Raw genomic sequence first — 26,174 nt, 5'->3', positions numbered from 1 at the left:
TTCTGTCCCGCAGATTACATGTAGTAGCCATAGCGAATTTGTGGTCGATCATGTTCATCCAAATACTTCATGATCTCCCCCACCTTTCTGGCGCAACTAAGCGTGATGGGGTACTTTCCATCAAGCTGGGGGTTGTTCCAGTTCATTTTTGTTAGTCCGAGGATTTCCCTAGCCAGAAAGGCGGGGCTTTGCTCCGAGCGGATCACGCGCAACTCAAGTGGCTGAGGAATGTACATCCCAGGATAGGTCTTGTAGTACCAGATTGAGCCTCGGGTATAGAGCAACTGCCGCTGGTCATCAAGGACTAGGGATGTACCTCGATAAGGAGGATATGCTCCAGTCCTAAAGAGTCGAAGTCGCGAATCCATCACCGTCACAAAATCAACTGTATCGATACGCAAGTCCGAGGCCGCACTCATGAGACCTGAAATCTCCAGGTCAGAGAAATTTGATGTCTTGTGAACAACGACCCTGCCAGGGTACGTTCGCATCGCATTGCGATACTCCTCAAGCGCAGCCTTGAACAACGTATATGCCTGCTCCTCCGATAGCTTTGGGACTCTATCTCCTTTGTCGAGATGCACAGGCGTGCCCCGCAAAATCAATCCATTACCCAATTCATCGAAAACCTGAGCCAAGCTGGTGTTAAGCGTCTTCTTGTCTCTGCTTCGGTAGAACGCGATACCCAAGGCACAAGAAAGTGTGTTGCCTTCAGCCTTTTCAAGGCGCCATGGGTTAGTCGCGCCAGCCTTGTAATACAGCGCGGTCGCGAGATTCCAAGCCTTGGTTGCGTCATCCTGCTGACCCTTTGCGCCGGATGCCAGTGAATCCGCACGCACCAATTGAAGCGGCTTTCCCAAGTGCATGGCCTTCGCCTTCAAGGCCCGCCGGAAATTCAACTCTGATTGAACCTCGATGCTCTCTTCCAGCTTTTCGTCGCCTTCTATCGCCGAATCTTTGCTGACTGCATCGTAAACAGATTTGGAAAGCACGCAAACGATCACATCGACAGGCCTGTTCTGTGCGAGGAACTTGATCTCCTCATAGTACAGATCGAGGGCTGCTTCTATACGCTTCGTTCTATTATTTATTTTTGTAATTTTCTCGATATCCAATTGTCTCAATGGGCGACCTAAATCTTGGTTGAACGCAAGCTCCGCATGAAACCCAACCCGCTCATTGAATCCACAGAAGTCTGGAAAAAGATTGCCCTTGTGTTCATCCACATCAGCCGATATAGGAGACTTCATTCGCTCGATCAGACTCGAAAAATCTTCGAGGTCTTTGCTAGTGCCGATGGCTCCGATTAGGATTCGAGTTCTTCGGGTGAGAGAGCCTTTGTCATACACCCCATAGGCTGCAATCCCGCGCCTAGGACAAACATGTGAGCCCTCAAAAAACTCAAGCCTTGGCTCGTTGACATGCACCAGTTTCATGAACCGAACATCCTTCTCGGCTGCGCCGAATCTTCTTCATTGATCGTAGGCAGGGCTTTCCAGCCAGACTCCTCCAGAGAGGGGGCACCGTCCAGCATGAGTGGAGTCCCAAATGAGAGGAAGGAGTCCGTTGTCCCTTTTTCTGAGAAAAGATCCTCGTCGTCAATTGAGGACAGCCAGGCAGATATAAATCGAAAATGATTCAACACCTGCTGGTTATTTTCCTGGCGCTTGATCCAGCTGAGGTTGTCGTGACTGAAACCAGACTGCTCGAAATTGGCTCCATAGCTAAAGAACCAACTGGGGGTTATGGCAATGAACCAATGACCATCCAGGCGCAAAAAATCTACAGCGAACGAGAGATGCTTTTGCAGAAAAACCTTTGAAGGGTCTTTTTTGTTGAATTGCCTTGAAAAGACATTGCGCTTGGCTTTTTTCTCTCCTTGCCACACCACCTCCCGTTGGTTTAAGCCATCTTCCAAAGGTAGGAATATGAACTCACCGATATCGTTTTCCCACCGTACACGTTCTTTGAACAGGCGATGCTGCAGGGAAAATCTCAACAGTGACTTGAAGACACGCTCGTGGTCATCGTCGATCGAACAGTAATCAGCAGCGCGGTGTTCTTCTGCCGTGCCTAGCTCACACAAGTGCTGATAGGGATTGTTCCGCTCGGTCAGATCAAAAAACGTCACCAGATTACCACTGTGGATTACGTAAGCAGAGGGAACCGCGAGTTCATTCTCTTGGTTAAACTCTCTAATGGTAGTTCGCCACAAGCCTGGTCTTCTTTTTCCATGCTTTTTCAGCAGATCCTCACTCAATCGAGCAATGAAGAGTTTGCTCGGAAAATAGAGTTCCACGAGGTTGGCCGTCAGCGATTCCGATGGTGTCAACGGTGGATCAATGTCCTCGTCCGCTAAACCAACAGGCACTCCGCGCAGATAGGCTTTCAAATGGTTGAGCGCAGCTTGCAACTTGTGTGGTTCAGCATCGGCTGCTAGGGTGCACAGATCCTTGTAGTCCCAAACATCATCGCCAGCTGAAAACTTGTGCTTGCTCTCGCACACCGAATCAACGGCCGCTTGCGAGTAGCTGCCTTGCTTGGCGGTGAGTACATAGACAATCAATCGGTCGTAACGCTGGTGCAAATCACGACTGAGAAATTGCTCCAGCGTGTATTTGACCTTGCCGATGTCTGCGGTGGCCGTTACCTGCACCGCCACTCGGCACGTATCGTCTGCGAGATCAATTCCGGGAAAATTCGCTTGCTCGTGGTTCAGATTCCGCAAGTCAGTCCAGCCACACAGCTCTCGCAGAAGGCCGCACATAAGGTTCTCGGAAATCTTATGCACATCAAACTGCCCCATCGCACTGGCGGCTTCGATTTCATGCCGGAGTTGCGCGATCAGTTCGCGGAATTCGTTCTGCAGATCAAGGATCTTCATCTGAGTTCTCCGCGTTCCAGCTTGTCCCAAGCTGCCAGGATCAGCCGTTGAGTACGGTATTCGTCGAACTCCTTCTGTTCCTTGTTCTTGAGCACACGGAAGGTTTCGCTGGGGTAGTCGGCGCCCATGACGTCGGCGGGGTCGAGGATGTAGCGCAGGTCGTCTTCGGTGAGGCCGTAGAGTTTGGCGTAGTAGGCATCGAGTTCGGCGCGCAGGGTGGCGCGGCGGTCGGGGTCGAAGGGGAAGGGTTCGCCGCCGTAGCCCAAGTCTTGTGCCCAACTGGAGAGGTCATGGGCGGTGTAGGTCAGCTCCAGTACGCGCGGGACGATAAAAGCGAGGTCGGCGTCGGTGTAGTGGTCTGGCGGCAGTACTGGAAATTGTTTGAGGTAGCCGTATGTGAGGTGGGTGCCACCGACTTTGACCCGAGCGCAGAAATCCAGCACGAGTGCCCCCAAGTTACCCAAGAGCGCAGCGATTTGGCGTGTATCGGTATCAGTCAGGAACAGCGGCATAGTGTGCCCAACACCCACCCTTGGCACCACCGACGCAATCACCGTCCGCTCATTGGTCGCATTGGTGATATCCCGCCAGCCCATCAACCAATCCCGCTCCCATTGCCAGATCACGCGACCATCGCGGTCGCGTTTACACAGGCGTTCTTCCACCTCTGCGCGACTGACCCAATAGCGCGGGGTGACGGTGAAATGCGGGTCGGCCTTTTCGGGCAGCGTGACATCGCGGCTGTTGCCGTCCGCCGTGTAGGTGGCCCAGCGGTGGTCGAACTGGTGAATGAGCTTGGCTTCGTACAGTGGCAAGCGGTCGGCAGCTGGCTCGTCCCTGAAGAGGTGGCTGTCGTTGGACATGTGCAGCATCGCCATGAACGAAATGCCCCACGGGTTTTGCGCAGGTTCCACCACTTTGGCTTGCTTGCCCTCGCCTGCGGTAACGGCATCGCTCATCAGCACCGGGGCGGCGCGGTAGAGCTTCTTGGTCAGTTCCGCATCACGCTCGCTGCGAAATACCGGGCAGGTGAGCGTGTTGGGATTGATGAGGCGAAACTCCTCCGGCGTTAGGGTGAAGCGGCGGCGCGGGTCGGCCAGTTGGCTGACCTGGGTGGCAAAGCAGACGAACTCGGCCCGCTCGGCTGCGCCCAGGGTGAGCAAGCAGAACTTCATGCGGCTGTCGACAGCAGGGAACAGCTTTTCGCGGTTCTCGATGTCGTACAGGCTGACCAGCCGCCGGTTCTGGGTGATGTGCCCGAAATACGCCTTGGTGCTGTCGTCGGTGGCGATGCCGGTGGGCACGATGAACCCGGCGCGGCCGCTGTCGGCATGGATTTGCAGGATGGTTTCGGCAAACAGCGCGTAGGTATTCACATCGCCCACGCCGGTCAGCGGGTAGCGGCCGCCGTCGGCGCCTTTCACATGGGCGAACACGCTGGCCGCCTCCGCCGTACGGCGGGCGGTGACGAATTCGCGGTAGAGGCGTTTTTCAGCTTCGTCCTCGTTCGTTTCGTGGGCCAGGTCGGGGTACAGGTGGCGTGCAAGCATGCCTTCGCTGAGCCACTGGATGCGCTGGGCGCGTTCGGCCTTGTTGCGGGCTTGCGCCACGTCGCGGTGGCGGGTGGCGAAGAACTCTTCTTCTTGCAACTTGATGCGTTCCCAAGGCGGATTGCCCAGCACGCAGTCGAAGCCGCCTTGCGCGAACACCTGCGGGAAGGCCAACGGCCAGTGGAACACGCGGGCCTGCTCGCAGGCGTCGCGGGCCGCAATGATAGGAGCGGCATGCTCGGTCTGGGCGCGTTGCGGGTCGGTCAGCAGCGCATGCAGGGTGATGCTGGTGGGCACGGTTTCTGCCGTGTCTTCCGTCTTGGGCAGCAGGTAGGCGCCCACTAGCACATCGGCGGCGTGGGCAAGCGGGCTGTGGGCGGAGTCTTCCAGAAAGCGGCGCCAGGCCTGTTCCTTGGCGGCCACCTGCTCGGGGGTGTCGGCAGGCAGGGTTTCGATGGCGCGCAGGGCATCGAGGCCGCTGCGGTTGTCCACACCCAGCAGCATCTGTTTTCGGTTCAGATCTTTGTCTATTTGCTTGAGACCGGCGGCGTTGGCCTTGGCCAGCTCCTTGCAAACGTCCTTGTCGTCGCCGCTCAAGGGCTTGAAGGCATCCTTGGCGATGCCTTGTTCGAGCACGTTCAGGTCGGTCAGGCCCAGCAGGGCGTCGCCCACCTGCAGGTGGTGGTCGAGAAAGCCCAGCGGGCGGCCTTCCTCGTAGCCTTCCAGCCACAGTGCCATGCGCGCCAGTTCGATGGCCATGGGGTTGCGGTCCACCCCGTAGATGCAGCGGGTCACCACCTCGCGCAGGGCATGGCGGTAGTCCTGCGGCTGGATGGCGCCTTCCTGCCCACCTTCCAGGCTGCGCAACTGGGCCAGCTTTTCCGCCAGACGGCGGGCGGCGGCGAGCAGGAAGTGGCCGCTGCCGCAGGCCGGGTCGATGACGCGGATGGCCAGCAGTGCCTCGGTGGGGTTGGTCGGGTTGGCTGCCAGACGTTGTTCGATGACGGGGTCGAGCGCGCTCCTGATCAGCTCCTGCACCAGGCTGTCGGGGGTGTAGTAGCTGCCGGTGAGCTTGCGGGCGTTGCCGGCGGTGCTGCCTTCCTCGGTGCGGCCGACGAAGCCGAAGGTGCGGGCGGGCAGGTCGATGGCGGGCACCAGTTCCAGCAGGCTTTCGTAGACACTGCCCAGCTCTTCCGGGCCCATGTTGCGGTAGTCCACCGGCACCAGGCTTTGCGCGCCGGTCGGCTTGGCCCAGCGCAGATGTTGCAGGGCGGCCAGCAGGTGGGCGTTGTCCAGGCTGGCGGCATCCAGATCTGGGCATTGCGCGGGAGCGAACAGGCCGCCCAGGGCGGGCAAGGCCAGACGCGGCTCGCCCTGGGCCAGGCCACGGAAGACGATGCGGATGGCCTGCCACTGGTCGTCGTGCCGGGTGCGGGCGCGGCGTTTGAGGCACAGCTCGCGCAGGCGGGCCAGGGCGTAGCCTTCGGCATAGGCGCGGCGGGCGGCTTGTGCTTCGGCGCTATCGTCCTGCGGATGCAGTAGGCCGCGCTCTTCCACGGTGAAGACGAAGATGAGCCGGTAGACCAGGCGCAGCAGTTGTTGGAAAAAGGCGTCCTTGCTGAGTGTGCCGTCATGCAGGGCGGTGCGCAGGGCGTGGTTGTCGGGGTGTTGCAGGAAGCCCTGACCGAAGGTCAGCAGCGCCTGCTCGACGCCATCGCGCAGGCCGTCGCGCACGCGGGTGCCTTCCTGCTGGCCTTCGCTGCGCCATTGTTCCCAGATGCAGGTTTCAGCTCCTTGTACACGGTGACCGGGCGCACGACTGGCATGCAGCAGGCGCCAGACGTTGGCGAATTCGGCGTAGCGCTGGCCACCCAGCAGGTCAGCCAGATCGACTTCAAGAAAGCTGGGGCGGGTGAGGCTGGCGGCGTCGCGCAGCAGGCGCAGTTGCTTGCCGTTGCTGACGATGCCCCAGAGGTGATCGGGGCTGGCGTTGAGCAGCTCCTGCATGGCCTGGAAGGGGGCCTTCCTGCGACTGCCGCCGCCCTGCACGGCAAAGTGCGCGTCGGCCTCGTCCAGCCCCAGGGAATACGGGGCAACGAGTACGGGCAGGCTGCCGTTCGTCAGGCTGACGGGGTAGCGCAGTTCCCCCACCGACTGTGCCGAAGTGGCTTGCAGGGTGGCGTAGCCGAAGGCATCGCGCAGCAGTTCGTGCACGAAAGCGGTGGTGAGCTGGGCGGCATCGACGTCGGCACGCTCCATCTGCGCGGCGAAGTGCTGCCACTGGGCGCAGGCGATCTGGAAGGCGCGGCTGTATTCATCCTTGAGCTTGACGCCCTTGGGGGTGCCGTAATCGGCCTCGCTCTGGGCGCTGGCGCGGCCTTGGGCGGCTTTTTCCAGTTGGTCGGGCAGAAACAGGCCACCTTCAAGCTTGAGAGTGGGCAAATCCAGCGTGGCCTGGGTCTTGCGGATGCGTTTCATGGTTGTTCTTCTTTAGGCCGAGGCTTATAGCGAGTCGGGCAGCAGCACGTACACACCCATCACATCCACTGGCAGACAAGGGCTGACGCTGTGGTGGCCCACGTCGCGGGCAGCGGCGCGCACGCGCTCATGGTCGGTCAACAGGGCTTGGGCGCGTTGCTCTGCCAGAGCTTGCAGTGGCTGGGGATGCGCGGCGAGAAAATCGAGCGCAGCGCGCACTTCGCGCTGCACGGCTTCTGCGGGCAGGTTGCCGCTGGGTGTGCATTCGAGCAGGCGGTTCACGCTGTCATCGGCCAGCCATTGCGGATTGGCACGGCCACGCACGGCCAGGGCCACGGTCTCCTCGGCCATCATCTGGAAAGGCTCACGACGGCGCACGTAGCTGAGCTGATGCCGCAAGCGCAGCAAATAGATCGTGGTGGCGACATCGACGTCGTCGGTCAGCGTGGCCGCACAGCGGGCTGCCAGCGGTCGTTCGCTGCTGAGTGCATCTTCCAGCAGGTGCTGAGCCAGCAGGCCGACCAGCGGGTGGCTGCGGTGCAGCTCGGCGAAGTCGATGCTTTGCGGTTTGTTGATGCCTTCGTCGGCTAGACGCTGGCGCAGGGCTTCGGGCAGATGCTGGGGCAGGAAGCGGGCCTGCTTGCGGCTCATTTCCAAGGGCGATCCGAGGCGCACGCAGGCGCTTTGCAGGAAACGCTGCACATCGGCCTGGGTACCCAGGGCTTGTTGCTGTTTGTGCCATTCCGGCAGCACCTCGTCGGGCTTGATGCGCCGTTGGGCAAAGACGGTGCGGTTGGCTTTGGCTTTCTCCAGGGCGTCCTGCCACTGGGCCTGCAACGGCGCCAGCAGTTGCTCGGATTCGCCGAAATCAAAACGGGCTTGCCGCGGGGCCATGCTACTGTCGCTGCGCCGCATGAGAGCCGCCTTGACCAGGGCCTGGCTGATGCGGGCTTCGTCCTCGGGCAGGGGCACCAGCACGCCCAGTTCCTTCTGGATGGTTTCGCCCTTGCGCAGGATGACGTTGAGCACGAAACCATCGACCGGGTTGTCCTGCCCGTAAAGCATGGTGCAACGGACTTCGTCGGCCTGCTGGCCGAAACGATCGACGCGGCCTTCGCGTTGTTCGTGGCGTGTGGGGTTCCAGGCCAGGTCGTAATGGACGACGGCGGTGAACAGATGCTGCAGGTTGATGCCTTCGGAAAGGCAGTCGGTGGCGACAAGGATGCGTTGCCCGGCATCTTCCAGGCCTTCCACGCGCTCACGACGTTCTTCCGGGGTGAGCTCGCCGGTGACGGCATCGACGGTGGCCGTGGGAAAGGCGGCCTTGAGGTGCTCGGCCACGTAATGGGCGGTGGCGACATAGCGGCAGAACACCACGGGGTGATAGCCATCTTCAAGCAAGGAACCGATGTGCCGGATGAGCGCGGCCAGCTTGGGATCGCCCTTCTTGCCGGACAGGCGCTGTGCTTCGGCAATGAGGTCGTGCAGGCGGCTGGCGTCCTGCAATTGGGCGGGGGGCTCCAGGTCACTGCCCATCAGGTCGTCGGCTTCGCCATCGTGCAGGCGCTCGTCACTGAGCAAGTTGTCATCCATCATGGAGCCTTCCAGCCGCGTGGTCAGGGCCTTGACGGCAGCCGCAGGCGATGATGCCACGCAGCGCAGCAAGGCTAGGGTGGCGTACCAGATGAGGCGGGCGCCACCTTGCTGCGTGTCCTGCTGTTCAATGGCTTCCGCCATTTCTCGGCAGTAGTCCTGCACGGCATCAAAAAACGCACCCCATTCGCCGCTGAGCTGGTAGGTGAGCTCGGTTTTCATGCGGCGGGGGAAGCCCCGCCCATCCTGGGTTTCGGCCTGCCACTCGGCGATGTCCTTGCGGCGGCGTTGCACAAAATGGCGGGCGAGTTCCTGACGCAGCGGATCGGAGGCCGTCATGCGCCCTTGCAGCGCTGCAAAGCGGGGATCGAGCAGCGACAGCAGGTTGTAGAAGGCGGTTTCGTCACCGGAGTGCGGGGTGGCGGTCAGCAGGATCAGGTGTCGCTGCGCGTCACGGGCAAGGCGCTGCAGCAACTCGAAGCGCAATTGCTTGCCGGTGCCGCTGCTGGCGCACGTGTGGGCTTCGTCAACGATGATGCATTCGGGGGCAGCGGCAAGAAACTGTTCGCGGTGGCGTTCGCTCTTGATGTAGTCCAGGCTGACGACCACCACGGGATGATGGTCGAACAGGCGCACGCCATGCGGCAGTTCGCGTTCGATGCGCGATGCGGATGCCGAGGTCAGCGCGATCGCGTGCAGGTTGAAACGGGTTTCCAGCTCACTTTGCCATTGCTCGACCAGATGTGGCGGACATAGGATGGCCAGGCGGGCGATTTCGCCACGGTCCATGAGCTCACGTGCGATCAGGCCGGCTTCGATGGTCTTGCCGATGCCGACGTCATCAGCAATCAGCAGGCGCACGGTAGACAGTCGCAGTGCCATCAGCAGCGGCACAAGCTGGTAGCCGCGCGGCTCCACGGCGATATTGCCAAAGGAGCGGAACGGGCCGGCACCGGCACGCAGTGTCATCCGCAAGGCATCGCGCAGCAACAGCGCGGCGGCGTGGTTGCCGGCGTGCGCGGGATCGGGCCATTCGAAGGAGGCTGGTTCGACGGGATGGAGTTCCAACTCTGGGATCAGGGCGATGCTTTCGTCCTCGGCGCCGCTCAATGGGCGCAGGCGCAGCCAGTCGCGGCGGGAGTCGTTTTGCACCACCCATTCGCGGCCTCGGGCGCGCACCAGGCTGCCGGGTAAAAAGTCGTGTTCAAGGGTTGTCATGCGCCTTTATTCCTTGCGGCCGAACACATCGGCGTGTGCGGCGAACTGTTGTGGCCACTGTGAAGCGTCCGAAAAATCCAGCACCTGCCAGCCTTTATCCTGCAATACGCTGGAGGTCTGCTCATCCACTGCCGACAGAAATACCAACGCACGAGATGCCTTGTACTGGGCTGCGGCGTTGGCCGCGCCATTGTTGACGGGTACATTGACCGCATCAGGTTGTCTAGCCCCGACCTGGCGGAGTGCGGACAGCCAGACGTCGAGCAGCTCGTCTTCTGAAGTCGTTGCGGCAACGGTGGCCGGGCTGTTCGCTACGGGCTGCACCTGAGCATTGGCAAGCGCGACCAGCAGCTTGAGTGCATCCGCGTTACGGCGGTTGATGTGCTCGTGATCCGGCTGATTGAAGTAGGAGAGCAGGCATTGGTAACAGCCGGCCTCGCATTGATGATTGCCCAGGGCATCGGTCTGCTCCAGTGACGGCAGATCGTCCAGCGTCCAAACGCCGCTCTGCGGTGCGCGGTAGTGAATCAGTTGCAGGGCATTGCTGGCGACGAGTGCAAGGTCGTCGCGATGATTCGCCAGACGAGTGAGCACGCCTGCACCGCCTTCGGCCGCTTCGTAGAACAGCAAGGCACGGCGCTCATCTGCCTTGGGCAGTGGCTCGACCACCAGCTCGGATTCCTCGATCTGGAAGGTCATTTCGATGCCACGCTTGAGGGCAGCCTGCAGAGTGGCCATGGCCTCCAGCGACAGGGCATGTAGAGGTGTGAATATCAGCAGGTTGCGATGATCTTCCACAAAAGGAACGATGCGCTGGGACGTCACCTTTTCCAGCAAGGCATCGTCGTTGCCGTTGTCGTCTTCCGCATCCGGCGTGTCCTGCTTGCTCCAGGTGCCGGTAATGGGATTGATGTAGAAGCCCAGTTGCTCCTTGTTCTTACGCCTGCGCCAGCCGCGGTTGATACGCCAGATTTGCGCAGCAGGCGCATAAGTGAGTTCGCCCAACAATTCTTCGCCCAGCCGGACTTCGGCTTTCTGCTTCTGAATCTGGCCATCGGGCCCGGGCAGGAAACGGTAGGTGGTCTGCAGCTCGAAGCCCTGACGCTGGCGTTCCTCGTCGTTGATGGAGATGCGCTCGGTAGCTACCGTCTCCACGGTTTCGATGCGATAGAGCTTGCGCACCCAATCTTGCTCGGTGAGCAGGGCATCACAGTTCTCGCAGCGATTGACCAGCGGCTGTTCGCCGCCCGGCTCGCCGAGATGGCCGTAGCCGCATTGGCTGCACACCAACGAGGCAATGGTGGCCAACTGGCCGCTGCCGGAAATGTGGTCTGTATTGCCTACGTTGAGCTTGGCACGCACCACGCGGTACATGCGGCCCTGGTGATAAATGAGGCTGCGGGGGCCAAATTCGGACAGGGCCAGGAAGCGCGGACGGCTGACCATGCTGCCTTCGTCATCCTTGCCATTGACGGCCTGGCCGCCACGGGCGGGAATCCAGGCCATCAGCGGCAGGCGCGGGAAGTTGTAGCCTGGCAAAAAGCCTTGGCTGGCCAAGTAGCGATAGGTATAGAAATCATTGTTCTGGCCGTTGCCGGACTTGAGCAATACGGCGTACTGGCGCGCGGCGTCGCCGTAGCGGCGCTGGGCATTTTGGCGTTCCGTGTGCGAGGCGGTATGGCTCTTGACGATGCGATCAGCCATATCCATCTGTTGGCGGGTAGCATCGAACAGCACGCGCCAGCGCTCCAGCGCCCCAGAGAACGCTTGCGCCGCGTTGTCGATGACCTGGCGCACATAGTCAGGCGTGAACCAGGCGCTGCCTTCAAGCTCGCCCTCAAGCTGGTCGATGACCCGTCCGGCACTGGCCAAGGCACGCTGCTGGACAGCCTGCGCCCGCAGTGCTTCGTGCAAGGGCTGTTTCAGTGGTTTACCGGGCTGGTCGAGATCCAGCATGGGCGCAATGCTGTCGTCCAGCGGCACCTGGGTGCTGGCCAGCCAGACCGCTTGCAGATGGCTGTCAATCAAGTCACGGTTGGCCAGATCGAGTGTAGGTGCACGTACCACGCCATGCACCATCTCGCTGGCATTGTGGAAGAACCACTGGTCATGCGGGCTGAGTGCCGCGCAGTAGGTGATGACCAGTGCCTGCTGGCCCGAACGCCCCGCACGGCCGCTGCGCTGGGCGTAGTTGGCCGGGGTTGGCGGCACATTGCGCAGGTACACGGTGTTGAGTGCGGAGATATCCACGCCCAGCTCCATGGTGGGAGAGCAGAACATCACCGGCAGACGCTCCAGCGGTGCTTCGTGGGCCGGGTTCTGCGCCCAGTCTTGCCTGTCCTTTTCGGTGTAACGGAAACGCTGCTCCAGCAGTTGCCGGCGCGGTGCATCCACCTGGGCCGTATGTTCCTGGGCCTCGAAATCGAACAGCGGATGTGAGGGCTGACGCAGCAGGTCGGCAATGCTGAGATACAGCGCACGGAAGTACTGGTTGATGCGATTGCTTTCTGCCGGTGCGTCATCGGCAATCAGGCACCAGTCCATGGCGGCTGCGTTCAGACGCCAGCCAGCAAGCTGCGAATCAATGGCATGTTTTTGCACATAACCATAGTTGCTGGCTGCCTTGAGCATGTCTTCGATCAGCTCAGTCCATTCGGCGTCTTTCCACTGCGCGACTTCGCCGGCACAGGCGCTGGCACGCCAGAAATCGGCAGCCTTTATTTGCCGCAGCAGTCGGGAGCGTGGGCCACCGGTCACCAGCTCGGTGCGCAGTTTGCCCTTGTATTCCGGGCGCTTGCCGAGGATGAGATAACGGCCGGTATCGAGTTTCTCGTCGGAGGCAAAAGCCCAGCGTTCATTCAGATAGGTGTGGGCGCTGGTACGTGCCTTGTCCTGCTCGACCGGGTCGAGGTAACGGCTTTCCAGGCACAGATGGCGACGCAGCGTGTCGAACAGTAATTCGTACAGAATTGCTCGCTGCACCGCCGTCAGTTTGTTCAAGGTGCTGTTTGCGGCAAAGATGCTGGTGTCAGCGCTAAAGGCGGCCAGGTCTCGGTACCGAATCTGCAACAGGCCAAGCTGATCCAGATTCGGATTATTGAAGCGCCAGCCACGCCGCAGATCGCGCAGCAGCCGGTAGGCAATAATGAATCGCAAGGTGCGTTGCGCTTCTTGTCGGGCCAGTCCCATGAGCTTAGGGGTACGCAGATACTCCACCAAGGTCGCTTCATCGACTCCTTGAAAGCCAAGGGCCTTGAATACGCTTTCGGCCAAGTGTTCTTCATCGAGTTGGCCGCCGCTGCCCTGTAATGCGCCGATCAAGCCGGCACGCAGCGTCAGCAGGAAAATGAAGTCGTTGAAATGCCCTGCCTGCAGAGCGGCATCCTGGCGGTTGTCGGTAAACCCAAGCAACTTGCGTGGGTCAGGCTGCCCTGGCGCAGGTTCGGAAAGTGCGAACAATTGCTGCAAGGCCGCCAGGGCAATCATGGTAGTGGCCGAAGAGCGGCCTTCGCCGGACAGGCTGGAGAGGCGGTTGGCATCCTTGCCGCGGGCTTCGTGTGTCGTGCCGCAGTTCAGGCAGAAGCGGAACTTTCCCGGAATGAACCAGAACTCCGTCCCCGAGCCCGTTTGCCCTTTGGCATCGACCGTGACCATATAGGGAACGGCATTCTTGTAGGCTGGCTTGATTTTGGGTTCGTTACGGCTGAGGTCGATCCAGGTTTCCGGCAGGTCTTCGAGCAGGCCACCGTATTGCTGCCCGGGCACCAGTGGGCACAGGAAGCCATAGCTGGCGGTGTCGTCTTCTGCTGCGATATCGTCGATTTCACGCGGGCTGAAGCTGACCGGTTGCTGTGCGTGCCAGACAGGCAGGTACTCCTGGCCGCAATCGCGGCAGAAATGCGTGGGGTAAAGCAGCACATTCTCTTGCTGCCGCCCCGGTGCGAAACGCTGGGCATCGAGCGTGACATGGCGCTTGCCTCGCTCTTCCAACGTGGTGAGCACCTTGCCAGGTCCACTGATGAACTGGTGCAGCTTGAACGCGAAAGGCGGCCTGCCCTGGGGCGTGCGCACATCATGGGCAGCCACCAGAAAGCGCTGCAGGGCGGCGCGAGCGGCTTCAGGCTGGCAGCCCGCATCTTCGGCGAGACGGTAGCTGGCCTCTTCCAGCGTCATGGGTTTCGCGCGCCTTGGAGGCTCGTCCGCAGGTAGCTCGATACCCAGGTTCAATTCCACCCAGATAGCCAACGGATCATCGCGAAAAGCGTCGAAATCAGCCCAGATATCCTGCTTTCGCGCAACGGCTTCCGACAGTTCTGTGCGGATGGCGTTGACATCCTTGAGTGGGTTGGTGACGCGCTCCAGGGTCTCGCCGATGACATCATGCTCGGTGATCCGGGTGCCAAACAGTTTGCTGGCCACAGCAGCCACCACGCGGTTGCGGTCAGCTTGGCTGCCTGCGCTGGACATGGTGGCAGACGTGCCGATACAGACCAGTTGCTCGGCTTTCAAGCGCTCCCGCAGGCGACGCACCAGCAAGGCAACGTCCGCCCCTTGACGGCCACGATAGGTATGCAACTCATCCAACACCAGGAACTCAAGTCCCTCGCAGTGTTCCACCACGCGCCGATCCACTTCGTCGAAGCGCGTGAGGATGTACTCCAGCATCATGAAGTTGGTGAGCAGGATATCGGGCGGTTCATCCGCGATGGCGCGGCGTTCCGTCTGGCTTTCCTGGCCGGTGTAGCGCTTGACGGTGAAGGGGCGGTGCTCTGGCGCATAGCCATGCAGAAACTTGTCGAGCTCTTCCAGCTGGCTGTTGGCCAGAGCGTTCATCGGATAAATCACAATGGCTCTGGTACGTGCTTTGCCATCGGAGTCCTTGGCCTTGAGAAGGCGGTCGATGACCGGGATGAAAAAGGACAGGGACTTGCCCGACCCCGTTCCGGTTGTGACCACATAGCTCTGGCGTTCCTGGCCTTTGGCCAGGGCTTCCATTTGGTGCTTGTAAAGATGCAGGGGACTTGGCTTGCCTTCCGTCTTCCCAACCTGAAAGATGTCTGCGCAGGCAGGATGCAGGACCCCCTCCGCCACCAGATCCTGCACTGTGCCTTGACGTTGATAATTCGGGTTGATCTGCACCAGCGGTTCAGGCCAATAGCGGCCTTGCGCATATTGATGCTCGACCTCGGCTTGGATATCAGGTGCGGCGATGCGAACGAAACTGCGGGAAAAGCTGCCGTATCGTTCGATGAGCTGGTCGCGGAACTGGAAAACGTTATCCATGTAGAGTCCTCACTGATCCATCTTGCGGTCAATCGCCAGAACCGCTGCTCTATCCGAGGAGCCTGCTGTGACGCGCTTCCACTTTGCCCCTCTTCCCTTGCCAGTCGATTCGATCAATCCCTCTGACTTCATCGCCCGCAGCACCAGCCGTACCATGTCCCGGCTCACGCCCGGGCAGGCCTCTTCAATCTCGGAAATCGAGAATGGCAGGGTGCGCCCCAGGACTTCCGTCCGCACCCGGTCGCCTTTGCTGCCACGGCCACGCTCGATGGTGCCGACACGCTCCTCGAACTCGCGGTATGCCCGTAGCAAGGCTCCCCAGAAGTAGTCGAGCCAGGGCTTTACGTCGTGCTGCCCCTGGTGCCAGCCCTGCGAGCTGGCTTCCAGCGTTTCGTAATAACCTTCCTTGGTATCTTCGAAGATGCGTTCCAGGCTGATGTAGCGACCCACGGCATAGTCGAAGTGATAGAGCAGCAGCAAGGTCAACAAGCGGGACATGCGACCGTTGCCGTCCGGAAAGGGGTGGATGCACAAAAAGTCGAGCATCGCCAGCGGCGCCAACACCAGAGGGTCGGCCAGGTGCTGGTCCAGTGCGGTGGCGTAACGTCCGGTCAGATCCGCCATTGCCATCGGTGTCAGGTGCGCAGCCACTGGCTGGAAGCGCAGACGGGAAGTGCCATCCGGGCGACGCTCGATGATGTCGTTATTGGTAGCCTTCCAGCGCCCGCCCGCCTGCGGCATGTAGCGATACAGCAGGGTGTGCAGTTGCAGCACTACGCCATCGCTGAAGGGCATGTGCGCGGCAGATTCGTGGATCAGCGCCAGGGCATCACGGTAGCCGGCGATCCCCTGTTCGGAACGGCTCTTGGGGGTTGCGTTGCGGATGACCAAAGACTTCAAACGCGAGGGCGCTACGACAACACCCTCCAGCCGGTTGGATGACTCGGTGGACTCCACTACCGCGATCTGGCGTAGCCCCTTGAGGGCTTCGGGCGACTGCGCGGCGTAGAGTTGCTGCTTGCCCTGGTACTCGCCCAGTGTGCGCAACGTGGCAGCCTGGGAGCCATCGAAGCGAAGCGCGGCAAGGTACTCGGGTGTGAGCGAGTGCATGGAAATGTAAGCCCAGGCTGTCTAAATGGGGTAATCATAGCCATTAAATGGGGTACTGTCTCTACAAATACCCTGTTATCAGTCTCTGACTACTCCATTTCCTCAGCTTCTTGATTTTGACGTGCAGCATCTCCTCGGCATTCGCCACCCTCATATATTTCCCTTTACTGGCTCACCTTGAGGGTCTGGTTTCAGGCCATGCGTACGAGCGTACTCCAACACCAGAATTTCGATCATTGAGGCCACCGAGCGACGCTCACGATCAGCCGCCAAGCGCAAAAGCTGCTTGATCTCGGCGGAGGTGCGGATGGAAAGGGTTTCGTCCTTCAGGCGTGACATGGCGGCGTCTCGTCATTGATGTCACGCAAATGTACTGCATTTTGCCTCACCCCGCCATGATTCTCTTCAGGGGGTGACTGTCTTGCTTGAGGCTGCTCGATGGTGCGGCGCCTTAGCGGTAGCCAGCCTCACGGAGCGCTCAGCCTCGATGGCGATGGGATGCAGGGCATGCCGGCTGCTGGCCTGATTGGCTTGGCCGTAGTGACGCCGTGTTTTGGCGCTGGCATGTCCCAACCCCTGGCTGACTGAGTCCGCAGCCGCGTGCCGTTTCAGGTCGGCCGCCCATTGGTGGCGCAGGCAGTAAGCCGTGATAGCGTGCTTGTGCTTCGGCCAGAGGCTACGTGCTAGCCGACGGACTTCGACGGTAAAGTTGACCGGGCTGTCAATGCAAACGAGCAATTCCCGCCGCCCCGCTAGACGGATGCGCAGAGCCTCCAGCAATGGATGAGGATCGTGTGCGCCATAGGCGATCAAGCGGTGCGGCTGGCCTTGATGCGCCTTGATCTTGGCGCCATCGATCTCGAAATTGATCTCGCCCATGTCGTTGCGCGGATTGTTCACCCAGCGAATGAGCACGCCGCGCCGCAGTTCTTCCGGGCGGCAGCCGGTCAGCGCGGCGACCAGAATCGCATCGGCATACTTGCCTTTCGCAGCGCGCTGATACAGTCGCTCGCGCCAGTCGCCGGGGAGGCCGCGCAAGGCTTGCCGCTTGCTGGCACGCTTGCGGCGCTCATCGGTAGGGCCGCTTTGCCGGGCTATATCGAACTCGCGCAGAAATGTACGCTGTTGTTGCAATTGGGCTTGGATGGCCATGACTTGCAACCTGTCCACAGGTCGGGCAGAGAGCGCGGAACGCAGGCTTTTCAGCTGCTCGACAAGATCGGCGTACAGGCAGTAGCGAAGCGCTGCGACGCGTTTGTAGAAGGTTGTCGGACGCAGGGTGGCCGTCATGACTTCGGCCGCCCCACCTTCGGCGTAGCGGGGACGCTGCAACAGCGTGCGGCCGAGCTGGCGATAGTCTTGCCTGGTCTTGCTACTCAAGCTGGCAAATTCATCGGCCGGAAGCATGGCTTGCATCTCGTGCCGGCACGATTCGATCAGCGCAACCATCTCATTCGCGTCGATCATTTCGTTCACCGTGGAACATCGCTTTCAAATCGGCGATGGCCTTTGCGCGTTCAGCCTTTGTCTTTTGACGCTCGGCTTCTGACTGTTGTACAGGAGCGCGCGACTGCGCTGCCTCCATCGCCTCCTGTCGGTTCTTTCGCCAGCGGGCGATGTTCGGTGCGAACTCGGCGATGAATTCTCCCGCGACAGCGCTATTCATCACGGCCAATAGCCATGAGCGCACGGAGCGGATGCCCGCGTGCTTGCCACTACCGGCTGCCGACAGGACGCCAGCCAGCTCGTCGGCGACAAGCTGTATCTGTTGTGCTGAGAGCGAGGGGCCGAAGCGGCGGGTTACGTCGGCGATGACGCGCAGGTAGGGCAGAAGAGAAGGGTGCGACAAGTCCAAGGGCGCGGAAGCCTCTCCCGTTTTCGGAGAGTTATCCACAGCCCCTGTCTGTAGTAGTGGTTTTATATTTTTTACTACTACTTCTTCCTTGTATTCACCTACACCTATATCACCGCCCTGACCGGCGACGGATGCGCCGTCCACGGTTTCTCCGTCGCCGGCCAAGCCGGCCATGGATGTCTGTGGCACCTTTTGCGAAACGGGTGTCAACACGGACTCCCATCGCCAAAGCCCTTCCTCGTCCTGGAACTTCCTCCGCGCCAGGTAGCCGGCATCTTCAAGTTCGCGCAGTATGCGGCGGCAAAGGTCTCTGCCGAGATGGCCTTTCGCTCGTGACTGATCGTGCAGCACGCGCGGCAGTGCGACAGCGCGCAACTGCCAGTTACGGCCTAGCGAGAGCAAGTGGCAAGCCACGCCTCGCGCTTCATAGCTCAGCCGCGAATCGCGCAGCAGGCTGCAAGGCAGAGACCACCAATATTCCGCAGAGTCATCAATGCGGATGCGGCTCATGACTTCGCCCTCTGGCGAGCCAGACAACCGGCGTGCTCACGCTCCGCCGCCTGAGTCTCAAGCCACGCGTCGATCTCGTGGGCAAAAAAGCCAATCGAACGGCCGCCAGGGCCTAGCCGAACTGGCTTTGGAAAATCTTCAGACTGGCAAAGTCGCCAGAGGGTTGTCCGGCTGACGGCAATTTTGTCGCAGACATCCTGAACCTTTATGACGCGCATGAAACACCTCGAATGATCTTGAACACGAGGCCATGCTGCGACTGATTGAAGCCGTGCGCACGGACATTAAATATGCGCAAAACCGCGTCACTTTCTGTCCGTCGTAAATCCCCTCCAGCGGATGCGAGCTGCCAGATCAATCCGGAGAGTTTGTAGAAACGCCTTGAAAACTGATCCGGTAGCTGATTTCACCGGATACGTGTTTGTCACCATAGAGGTAGCACCTTTCCCCCTTACGTATCTTGCGAAGCATAGTTTTAGCACGCTGAATACTGGTTACGGGGTTTTCTCCCCCCTCGTGAAAGACTGCGGCCAAGCAACGTACCGCGTCGGACTCCAGGACTTGGTCCCCGCGTTTTTCCTCTCTCCCGCTATTTGCAACGCCAAGCGTCCAACCAGCGATGTGGCAAATCCAAACGAACTCCATCGCGGTATCAAGCTCGGCGGTAAGTGATGGCCTACCTCTTTTGTTAGAAGCGAGTCCTTCTGCAATCATTTGAAGTGTGTGCAGGTTGTGTCGGATCAGGACGTGCTCATGGCACTGTGCTGGTTCGATATTTAGCTCCGCCCACAACTGCTCGTCATCCGGCTCATTAGCTGCCGCATCAAGTGTGCCTGACGACAAATATCGATTTTCCTCACTTAGGAGCCGCTCGATTTCATCAGGCTTCAAACCCAGCAATGCTTCCTGCAGTAGGTGAACGGCTTTGGCGACGGCCTGGTAGCGTTTTTTCCTCTCTTCGTCTCTGAGGGGGTTGACTTGGTCCGCATGCCACGCCGCCAAAGTTTTGAGCTGCTCGGAAAAAGCAGCGGGGTCTCTGAAAACAGGAAGGCCACAACGGGTCCTGCGGGCGAAAATTTCATATTCAATTTGACCGAGGGGGAGAAAGGCATGCCCATCGCTTGATGTTTTGATCGGCTTCATGCTTGCCCCTTCCATTCATCCAACTTGTCCGCCCATTCCTGCATCATGGTGCGGCGCTCATCGAAATAGGTGGCGTGGTTGTAGGTACGACGCACATTGTTCTGGTCGGCATGGGCAAGCTGCGCCTCGATGGCATCGGGGCGGTAGCCCATCTCGTTAAGACGGGTACTGCCGCTGGTCCGCGTGGCGTGTGGGCTATAAGCGCCACTCCACCCCAAAACCTTGAGCGCCTGGCGAAGCGATGCGGCGGACATAGGGGCGTTGCGATCATCCCGGCCAGGAAACAGGTGCTTGCGGTTGCCGGTAATGGCATGCAGTCCTTTGAGCATCTCCACTGCCTGTCGTGGCAGAGGCACGACGTGCTCCTTGCGCGCTTTCATGCGCTGCGCCGGGATACGCCAAACAGCCTTCTCAAGGTCAAACTCATCCCAGGCCGCCTCGGCCACTTCGGTCGGTCGCGCCAGGGTCCACCACATCAGTTGCATGCAATGACTTACCTGAAAGCTGCAGCGGTGGTTTGCGAAGTCGCTCAGCAGTTTGCCGATCTGCTCTTTACTCAGTGCCGGCTTGTGCTGGGTCTTGTTTGCCGGTAGCGCCTTGCGCACCGGCCAAACCGGGTCGCTGTCGGCTCGCAAGGTGGCGACGGCGAACTCGAATACGGCGGACATGGTGCGCCGCGCCTCGGCTGCGACCGTGGGCGCGCCACGCTTTGCTGTTTTCTGCAGGATGTCCAGGACATGGGTTGGCGTTATTTCGCGAACCGGCATGCTGCCGATACTGGGGAATACCACGCGCTCCAGCATATCCAGACGCCGGTTCTTGGTGACATCTTCCCAGTCCTTTGTCTGCAGCCACTCCTTGGCGACGATCTCGAAGGTGTTCTTTGCTTCGCTGGCTTTCCGGATGCGGTCGAGCTGCCTTTGCTGGGCGGGATTGATGCCTTGCTTGACCAGTTTGCGTGCGGCCTCGCTGCGTTCCCTGGCTTCAGAGAGCGTAACAGCAGGGTATTCGCCAAGCGCAAACATGCTGGCCTTGCCATCCAGTGTGAAGCGGTATCGCCAAGCCTTGACTCCGTTGGGCTTGACTTCGAGGTAGAGCCCGCGCTGGTCATTCAAGCGGTAGAGCTTCTCCCTGGGCTTGGCGTTGCGGCAGTGCGTGTCGGTAAGCATGGTGGCTGACTCCTTGTCATGGCGACAGCGGCACTATACTCACTTATTCGTACATACTCCAAGAGCTGTACTCGCTAGCGTACTCAGGCATGCATTGACTACTCGGGAAACTTGAAGCAGCGCTATGAAACAATAAAACCGCGCAAATGCGCGGTTTTATTGGGGGTTTTCATGCTTTCCTGGTGTTTCATGAAACATCAGGAAAACGGCATGGCGACTCAAACGTTGAACAGGAAGTTCATCACATCGCCATCCTTGACAATGTATTCCTTGCCTTCAGCACGCATCTTGCCTGCGTCCTTGGCACCTTGTTCGCCCTTGTAGGCGATGAAGTCTTCAAACGCAATGGTCTGGGCACGGATAAAACCACGCTCGAAGTCACCATGGATCACGCCAGCAGCCTGAGGTGCTGTTGCGCCCACGCGCACAGTCCAGGCACGCACTTCCTTCACACCGGCAGTGAAGTAAGTCTGCAGACCCAGCAGCGAGTAGCCAGCGCGGATCAGGCGATTCAGTCCAGGCTCTTCCAGGCCCATTTCCTGCAGGAACATGTCACGGTCTTCGTCGTCCATCTCGGACATTTCCGCTTCAATCTTGGCGCAGATCGCCACCACAGGCGCACCCTGGGCTTCGGCGTAGGCCTTGAGCTTGTCCAGCATGGGGTTGTTTTCAAAGCCGTCTTCCGAAACGTTGCCCACAAACATGGCGGGCTTGGCCGTAATCAGGCAGAAGGGCTTGAGCAGCGGTGCATCTTCCTTGGACACGGGCACTACGCGCGCTGGCTTGCCTTCATTCAGCGCCTGCTGAATGGGCGTCAGCAGAGACACCAGCTTGGCCGCTTCCTTGTCGTTGCCAGACTTGGCAGCCTTGGAGTAGCGATTCAGCGCCTTTTCCACGGTGGCCAGGTCAGCCAGGCACAGCTCGGTTTGAATTACTTCGATATCGGCAATGGGGTCCACCTTGCCCGCCACGTGAATCACATTGGGGTCTTCAAAGCAGCGTACCACGTTCACGATGGCGTCTGTCTCACGGATGTGAGCCAGGAACTGGTTGCCCAGGCCTTCACCCTGAGAGGCGCCAGCCACCAGACCAGCGATGTCCACAAACTCCACGATGGCAGGCACGATGCGCTCTGGCTTGACAATCTCTTCGAGCTGCTTCAGACGGGGATCAGGCACTTCCACCACGCCGGTGTTAGGCTCGATCGTGCAGAAGGGATAGTTCTCGGCGGCGATGCCAGCCTTGGTCAGCGCGTTGAAAAGGGTGGACTTGCCGACGTTGGGCAGGCCCACGATGCCGCATTTGAGGCTCATGGATTTTTCCTTAAATATCAATGCACTATCGAGCACCACACAGCCGTGGTGGAAGTGCCCGATCCGCATGGACGCGTATTCGGTGTTCGGGGGCAGATGTGACGTGGATGCGCTCTGTGTAGACAGAGTTTTGTGCCAGTTTTGTCACTGAAATCTATGCCGATTGTAATGATCAGCGAATCTCTGCTGGCGAGGGGCGGATTGCGGTGGCTCATCCACTCCTATGCTGCCTGACAAGTGTCTTTCAGATCAGGCTGACAGTGACAGAGCACCAGTCCATCAAGACAAGAAAAAAGCCTGCTACTTTTTAGATAGCAGGCTTTCCTTATGTATGTTGGTAGGGCGTGACAGACTTGAACTGTCGACCAAGGGATTATGAGTCCCCTGCTCTAACCAACTGAGCTAACGCCCCAACCGGGCCTCGCCGCTCCTTGCGAAGGACGAAACCCGCGCATTGTAACGGCTAGCGATGCTGACTGAGCGCATTGCTGACCAATTTCGATGTGATGTCCACAATCTGAATCATCTTGTCGTAGTGCATGCGCGTGGGGCCGATCACGCCCAGAGTGCCAACCACCTGACCATCCACTTCATATGGGGCACTGACAACCGACAGCTCCTCAAAAGGCACGACCTGGCTTTCGCCACCAATATAGATACGCACGCCTTCGGCCTTGCTGGAGACATCGAGCAGACGCAGGATCTGGGTCTTTTGCTCGAACAGCTCAAAAGCACGGCGCAGATTACCCATGTCACTGGAGAAATCGCTGACAGACAGGAGATTGCGCTCTCCAGAGATGACGACCTGTTCCTGGGGGCCGGGCATCATGGCTTCGGCGCCCAGATTGACAGCAGACTGCATGAGTTTGACCACTTCACCCTGCAAGCGCACCACTTCCTGCTTGATGCGCTCGCGCACCTCTTCAATGTCCAGACCGGCGTAGTGTGTGTTGATGAAGTTGGAGGCGGTGGTGAGCTCCGAGGCATCAAACTCCACATCGGTAAACAGCACGCGGTTTTGCACATCGCCCTGTGGAGAGACGATGATGAGCAGCACCCGGTGCTCGGACAGCTTCACAAATTCAATGTGCTTGAACACCGAGCTGCGGCGCGGCGCCATGACCACGCCCACGAACTGGGACATGTTGGACAGCAGCTGCGCCGCATTGGCAATCACTTTCTGGGGTTGCTCAGCGGGCAGCTCCGGGGGAGTGAGTTCGCTGCCCTGGACCGTGAGCATGGTGTCGACGAACAGGCGGTAGCCACGTGCCGTGGGCACCCGTCCGGCCGAGGTATGAGGACTGGCGATGAGCCCCAACTCCTCCAGGTCAGACATGACATTGCGTATGGTTGCAGGCGACAATTCCAGCCCCGAAGCTCGCGACAAAGTGCGCGAGCCCACCGGCTGACCATCCGCGATATAGCGCTCGATCAGCGCTTTCAACAATAACTTGGCACGTTCATCGAGCATGCTTTGATTTTAATGATGTAATTTCCGGTATGACGTCCAAGTTTCGCCATGTCGCACTGGTAGGTAAATACCAGTCTCCGAGCCATTCTAGTTCTGCTACCGAGCAGTCCAGCACAGTGCTTCACGGTATTGCAAATTTCCTGCGTACACAAGGATGTGAAGTCGTCCTGGAGGCTGAAACCGCAGCCCACACGGGCCTGCAGCACAGTTTTCCTTCCATGGATGTGGACCAGCTGGGGCAACACTGCGACCTGGGCATTGTGGTCGGCGGCGACGGCACCATGCTGGGCATTGCCCGCCAGATGGCCAAATACGGCACGCCACTGATAGGAATCAATCAAGGCCGCCTCGGCTTTGTCACCGACATTGCGCTGGACCGCTATGAAGAGGTGCTGCCCTCCATGCTGCAGGGCGTGTACGAGCAGGAAGCCCGCCCGCTGATGCATGCACGCGTGGTGCGCGATGGTGCCACCGTGTTTGAAGCCCTGGCCATGAACGATGTGGTGGTCAACCGTGGCGGCACCTCGGGCATGGTGGAAATTCGCGTCGAGGTAGATGGACGCTTTGTCTCCAACCAGCGTGCAGACGGTCTGATTGTGGCCACGCCCACAGGCTCTACGGCCTACACCCTGTCGGTCGGCGGCCCACTCATGCACCCTTCGATTCCTGCCTGGCTGATGGCACCTATTGCGCCGCATACGCTGTCCAACCGGCCCATTGTGCTGTCCGACCAGACCGAGGTGATGATGGAAGTGGTCAGCGGCCGGGACATCAGCGCCAACTTTGACATGCAGTCACTGGCCTCACTGCTGCATGGCGACCGCATCTATGTGCGCCGCTCCGAACACAGCGTGCGCTTCATCCATCCTGTGGGCTGGGACTACTTTGCAACGCTGCGCAAGAAGCTCGGCTGGAACGAGGGAGGTTACTGACCATGGCGCTCAAGCGGATCACGCTGCGCGACTTTGTCATCGTGCAGCAGCTGGAGCTGGATTTGCACGCAGGCTTTACCGTGCTGACCGGCGAAACCGGCGCGGGTAAATCCATTCTGATTGATGCCCTGCAGCTGGTACTGGGCAGCCGCGCCGATGCCGGAGTGGTGCGAGAAGGTGCGACGCAGGCGGACATCAGCGCTGAGTTTGACTGTCCCGCCCGCCTGCACAACTGGCTGGAAGAAGGCGGCTTTGCGTTGGAAGAGGTGCTGCTGCTGCGCCGTGTGATTGACAGCCAGGGCCGCAGCCGCGCCTGGATCAACGGCGCACCGGCCACCGCCACGCAGCTGCGTACGCTGGGTGAGGAGCTGCTGGACATTCACGGCCAGCACGCCTGGCAGAGCCTGACCCGTGCGGATGCCGTGCGTCAATTGCTTGATGCCTACGCCGGTGTCAACACCCAGAGCCTGCGCCAGCACTGGCTGATCTGGCGCTCTGCAGCCAAAGACCTGGAACACGCCATTGCAGCGCAGGACACACTGCAGCGTGAGCGCGAACGCCTGCAGTGGCAGATTGGCGAGTTGGAAAAGCTCAGCCCCGGCATGGATGAGTGGGAAGAGCTCAACACCCAGCACACCCGCCTGTCCCACGCACAGGCGCTGCTGGATGCCGCACAGAATGCGCTGTACCTGCTGGAAAACGACGAAAGCGGCGTCGGCACCCCGCTGAACCGCGCCCAGGATTTGCTACAGGATAAAGAGCATCTGGAGCCTGAATTCAAAGCGATTGCAGATGTGCTGGCATCCAGTCTGGCGCAGATCAATGATGCCCAGCATTCGCTGCAGATCTATCTGCGCCGCACCGAGCTGGACCCGGACAAGCTGGCCGAGCTGGACGAGCGCCTGTCGCTATGGATGCAGCTGGCACGCCGCTACAAGCGCACGCCGGAAGAATTGCCGGGCATGCTGCAGTCATGGCGTGAAGAGTTGCGCCAGCTGGACGCCGTGGTGGACCTGGACCGCCTGCGCCATGCAGAGCAGCAAGCGCTTGCGGCCTACCACAGCGCTGCGCGCGAGCTGTCGCTGCAGCGCACCAAGGCTGCACCCAAGCTCTCGCGCGCCATCACCCAGGCCATGCAGGGGCTGGGCATGCAGGGCGGCAAGTTTGAAGTGCAGCTGGACAAGCTGGATGAACCCACGCCCCACGGGCTGGACAGCGTGCAATTCCTGGTCGCAGGCCACCCCGGCGCAACGCCCAAGCCCATTGGCAAGGTCGCCTCAGGCGGCGAACTCTCTCGCCTGTCGCTGGCCATTGCCGTGACCACCAGCAAGCTGGGTCAGGCTGGCACGCTGATTTTTGACGAGGTGGACTCCGGCGTCGGCGGTGCCGTGGCTGAAACCGTCGGCAAGCTCATGCGTGCCCTGGGCAAGGACCGCCAGGTGCTGGCCGTCACCCACCTGCCCCAGGTTGCAGCCTGTGCCGATCACCACTATGTGGTGTCCAAAAAGCGCGACAAGGCAGGCACCTTCAGCACCGTCACCCCCACCAACAGCAGTCAGCGCGAGCGCGAAATTGCACGCATGCTGGGCGGCGAGAAGATTTCTGACACCACCATGGCACACGCGCGTGAGATGCTGCTGGCCGCAACGTCTGCTTGAGAGGGGA

At 60.0% G+C, this 26,174-nt stretch carries 16 protein-coding genes and 1 tRNA gene; 2 read left to right on the top strand and 15 right to left on the bottom strand.

The genetic code is table 11. The features are described 5' to 3' along the window. Nucleotides 1-14: 14 nt before the first annotated feature. From F7P80_RS07525 to hrcA, 15 genes are all read right to left on the bottom strand, one after another. Entirely contained in the window at nt 15-1,436 is a 1,422-nt protein-coding gene (locus F7P80_RS07525; protein ID WP_151043741.1) for an argonaute/piwi family protein, read from the bottom strand. Further along, the gene (locus F7P80_RS07520; RefSeq protein WP_151043739.1) at nt 1,433-2,884 is read right to left on the bottom strand and encodes an SMEK domain-containing protein; all 1,452 of its coding nucleotides are present in this window, start codon (nt 2,882-2,884) and stop codon (nt 1,433-1,435) included. The genes F7P80_RS07525 and F7P80_RS07520 overlap by 4 nt, the downstream gene beginning before the upstream one ends. Continuing rightward, nucleotides 2,881-6,912 (bottom strand): Eco57I restriction-modification methylase domain-containing protein, encoded by a 4,032-nt coding sequence (locus F7P80_RS07515; RefSeq protein ID WP_151043737.1) that lies wholly within the window; start codon nt 6,910-6,912, stop codon nt 2,881-2,883. Before F7P80_RS07515 ends, F7P80_RS07520 begins: the two co-directional genes overlap by 4 nt. A gap of 24 nt (nt 6,913-6,936) precedes the next feature. After that, the gene (locus F7P80_RS07510) at nt 6,937-9,723 is read right to left on the bottom strand and encodes a helicase-related protein (RefSeq protein ID WP_151043735.1); all 2,787 of its coding nucleotides are present in this window, start codon (nt 9,721-9,723) and stop codon (nt 6,937-6,939) included. A gap of 6 nt (nt 9,724-9,729) precedes the next feature. Continuing rightward, nucleotides 9,730-15,006 (bottom strand): DEAD/DEAH box helicase, encoded by a 5,277-nt coding sequence (locus F7P80_RS07505; RefSeq protein WP_151043733.1) that lies wholly within the window; start codon nt 15,004-15,006, stop codon nt 9,730-9,732. A 9-nt stretch (nt 15,007-15,015) separates the two neighbouring features. Further along, entirely contained in the window at nt 15,016-16,116 is a 1,101-nt protein-coding gene (locus F7P80_RS07500; RefSeq protein WP_151043731.1) for a Fic family protein, read from the bottom strand. A 150-nt stretch (nt 16,117-16,266) separates the two neighbouring features. Continuing rightward, a complete protein-coding gene (locus F7P80_RS07495) occupies nt 16,267-16,455 on the bottom strand; it encodes a ribbon-helix-helix domain-containing protein (RefSeq protein ID WP_151043729.1) in 189 nt (62 codons plus the stop codon). 66 nt (nt 16,456-16,521) lie between these two features. After that, nucleotides 16,522-17,583 carry a site-specific integrase gene (locus F7P80_RS07490; protein ID WP_151044096.1) on the bottom strand — a complete coding sequence of 354 codons (1,062 nt, stop codon included), beginning with the start codon at nt 17,581-17,583 and terminating at the stop codon, nt 16,522-16,524. Then, nucleotides 17,567-18,481 (bottom strand): hypothetical protein, encoded by a 915-nt coding sequence (locus F7P80_RS07485; RefSeq protein ID WP_151043727.1) that lies wholly within the window; start codon nt 18,479-18,481, stop codon nt 17,567-17,569. The genes F7P80_RS07490 and F7P80_RS07485 overlap by 17 nt, the downstream gene beginning before the upstream one ends. Further along, on the bottom strand, nt 18,478-18,699 hold the full coding sequence (locus F7P80_RS07480; protein WP_151043725.1) for a helix-turn-helix transcriptional regulator: 222 nt from the start codon (nt 18,697-18,699) through the stop codon (nt 18,478-18,480). The genes F7P80_RS07485 and F7P80_RS07480 overlap by 4 nt, the downstream gene beginning before the upstream one ends. 136 nt (nt 18,700-18,835) lie before the next feature. Continuing rightward, on the bottom strand, nt 18,836-19,624 hold the full coding sequence (locus F7P80_RS07475) for a hypothetical protein (RefSeq protein ID WP_151043723.1): 789 nt from the start codon (nt 19,622-19,624) through the stop codon (nt 18,836-18,838). Then, nucleotides 19,621-20,793: a tyrosine-type recombinase/integrase gene (locus F7P80_RS07470; protein WP_034016139.1), complete on the bottom strand. Its 1,173-nt coding sequence runs from the start codon at nt 20,791-20,793 to the stop codon at nt 19,621-19,623. The genes F7P80_RS07475 and F7P80_RS07470 overlap by 4 nt, the downstream gene beginning before the upstream one ends. Before the next feature lie 218 nt (nt 20,794-21,011). Continuing rightward, on the bottom strand, nt 21,012-22,106 hold the full coding sequence (gene ychF, locus F7P80_RS07465) for a redox-regulated ATPase YchF (protein ID WP_054066745.1): 1,095 nt from the start codon (nt 22,104-22,106) through the stop codon (nt 21,012-21,014). Between the two features lie 335 nt (nt 22,107-22,441). After that, nucleotides 22,442-22,518, bottom strand: a tRNA-Ile gene (locus tag F7P80_RS07460). A 51-nt stretch (nt 22,519-22,569) separates the two neighbouring features. Next, nucleotides 22,570-23,577 (bottom strand): heat-inducible transcriptional repressor HrcA, encoded by a 1,008-nt coding sequence (hrcA, locus tag F7P80_RS07455; RefSeq protein ID WP_054066744.1) that lies wholly within the window; start codon nt 23,575-23,577, stop codon nt 22,570-22,572. A 29-nt stretch (nt 23,578-23,606) separates the two neighbouring features. Here hrcA and F7P80_RS07450 point away from each other — a divergent pair, with 29 nt between their 5' ends. Then, a complete protein-coding gene (locus F7P80_RS07450) occupies nt 23,607-24,509 on the top strand; it encodes an NAD kinase (RefSeq protein ID WP_054066743.1) in 903 nt (300 codons plus the stop codon). A 2-nt stretch (nt 24,510-24,511) separates the two neighbouring features. Next, complete coding sequence (recN, locus tag F7P80_RS07445) at nt 24,512-26,167, top strand: DNA repair protein RecN (RefSeq protein ID WP_151043721.1); 1,656 nt, start codon at nt 24,512-24,514, stop codon at nt 26,165-26,167. Nucleotides 26,168-26,174: the final 7 nt, after the last annotated feature.

It is taken from the genome of Comamonas kerstersii (genome assembly GCF_008801935.1).
GTDB classification, from domain to species: domain Bacteria; phylum Pseudomonadota; class Gammaproteobacteria; order Burkholderiales; family Burkholderiaceae_C; genus Comamonas; species Comamonas kerstersii.
The sequence above is the reverse complement of the archived record's forward strand: the minus strand, read 5'-3'. Positions and strand labels throughout refer to the sequence as shown.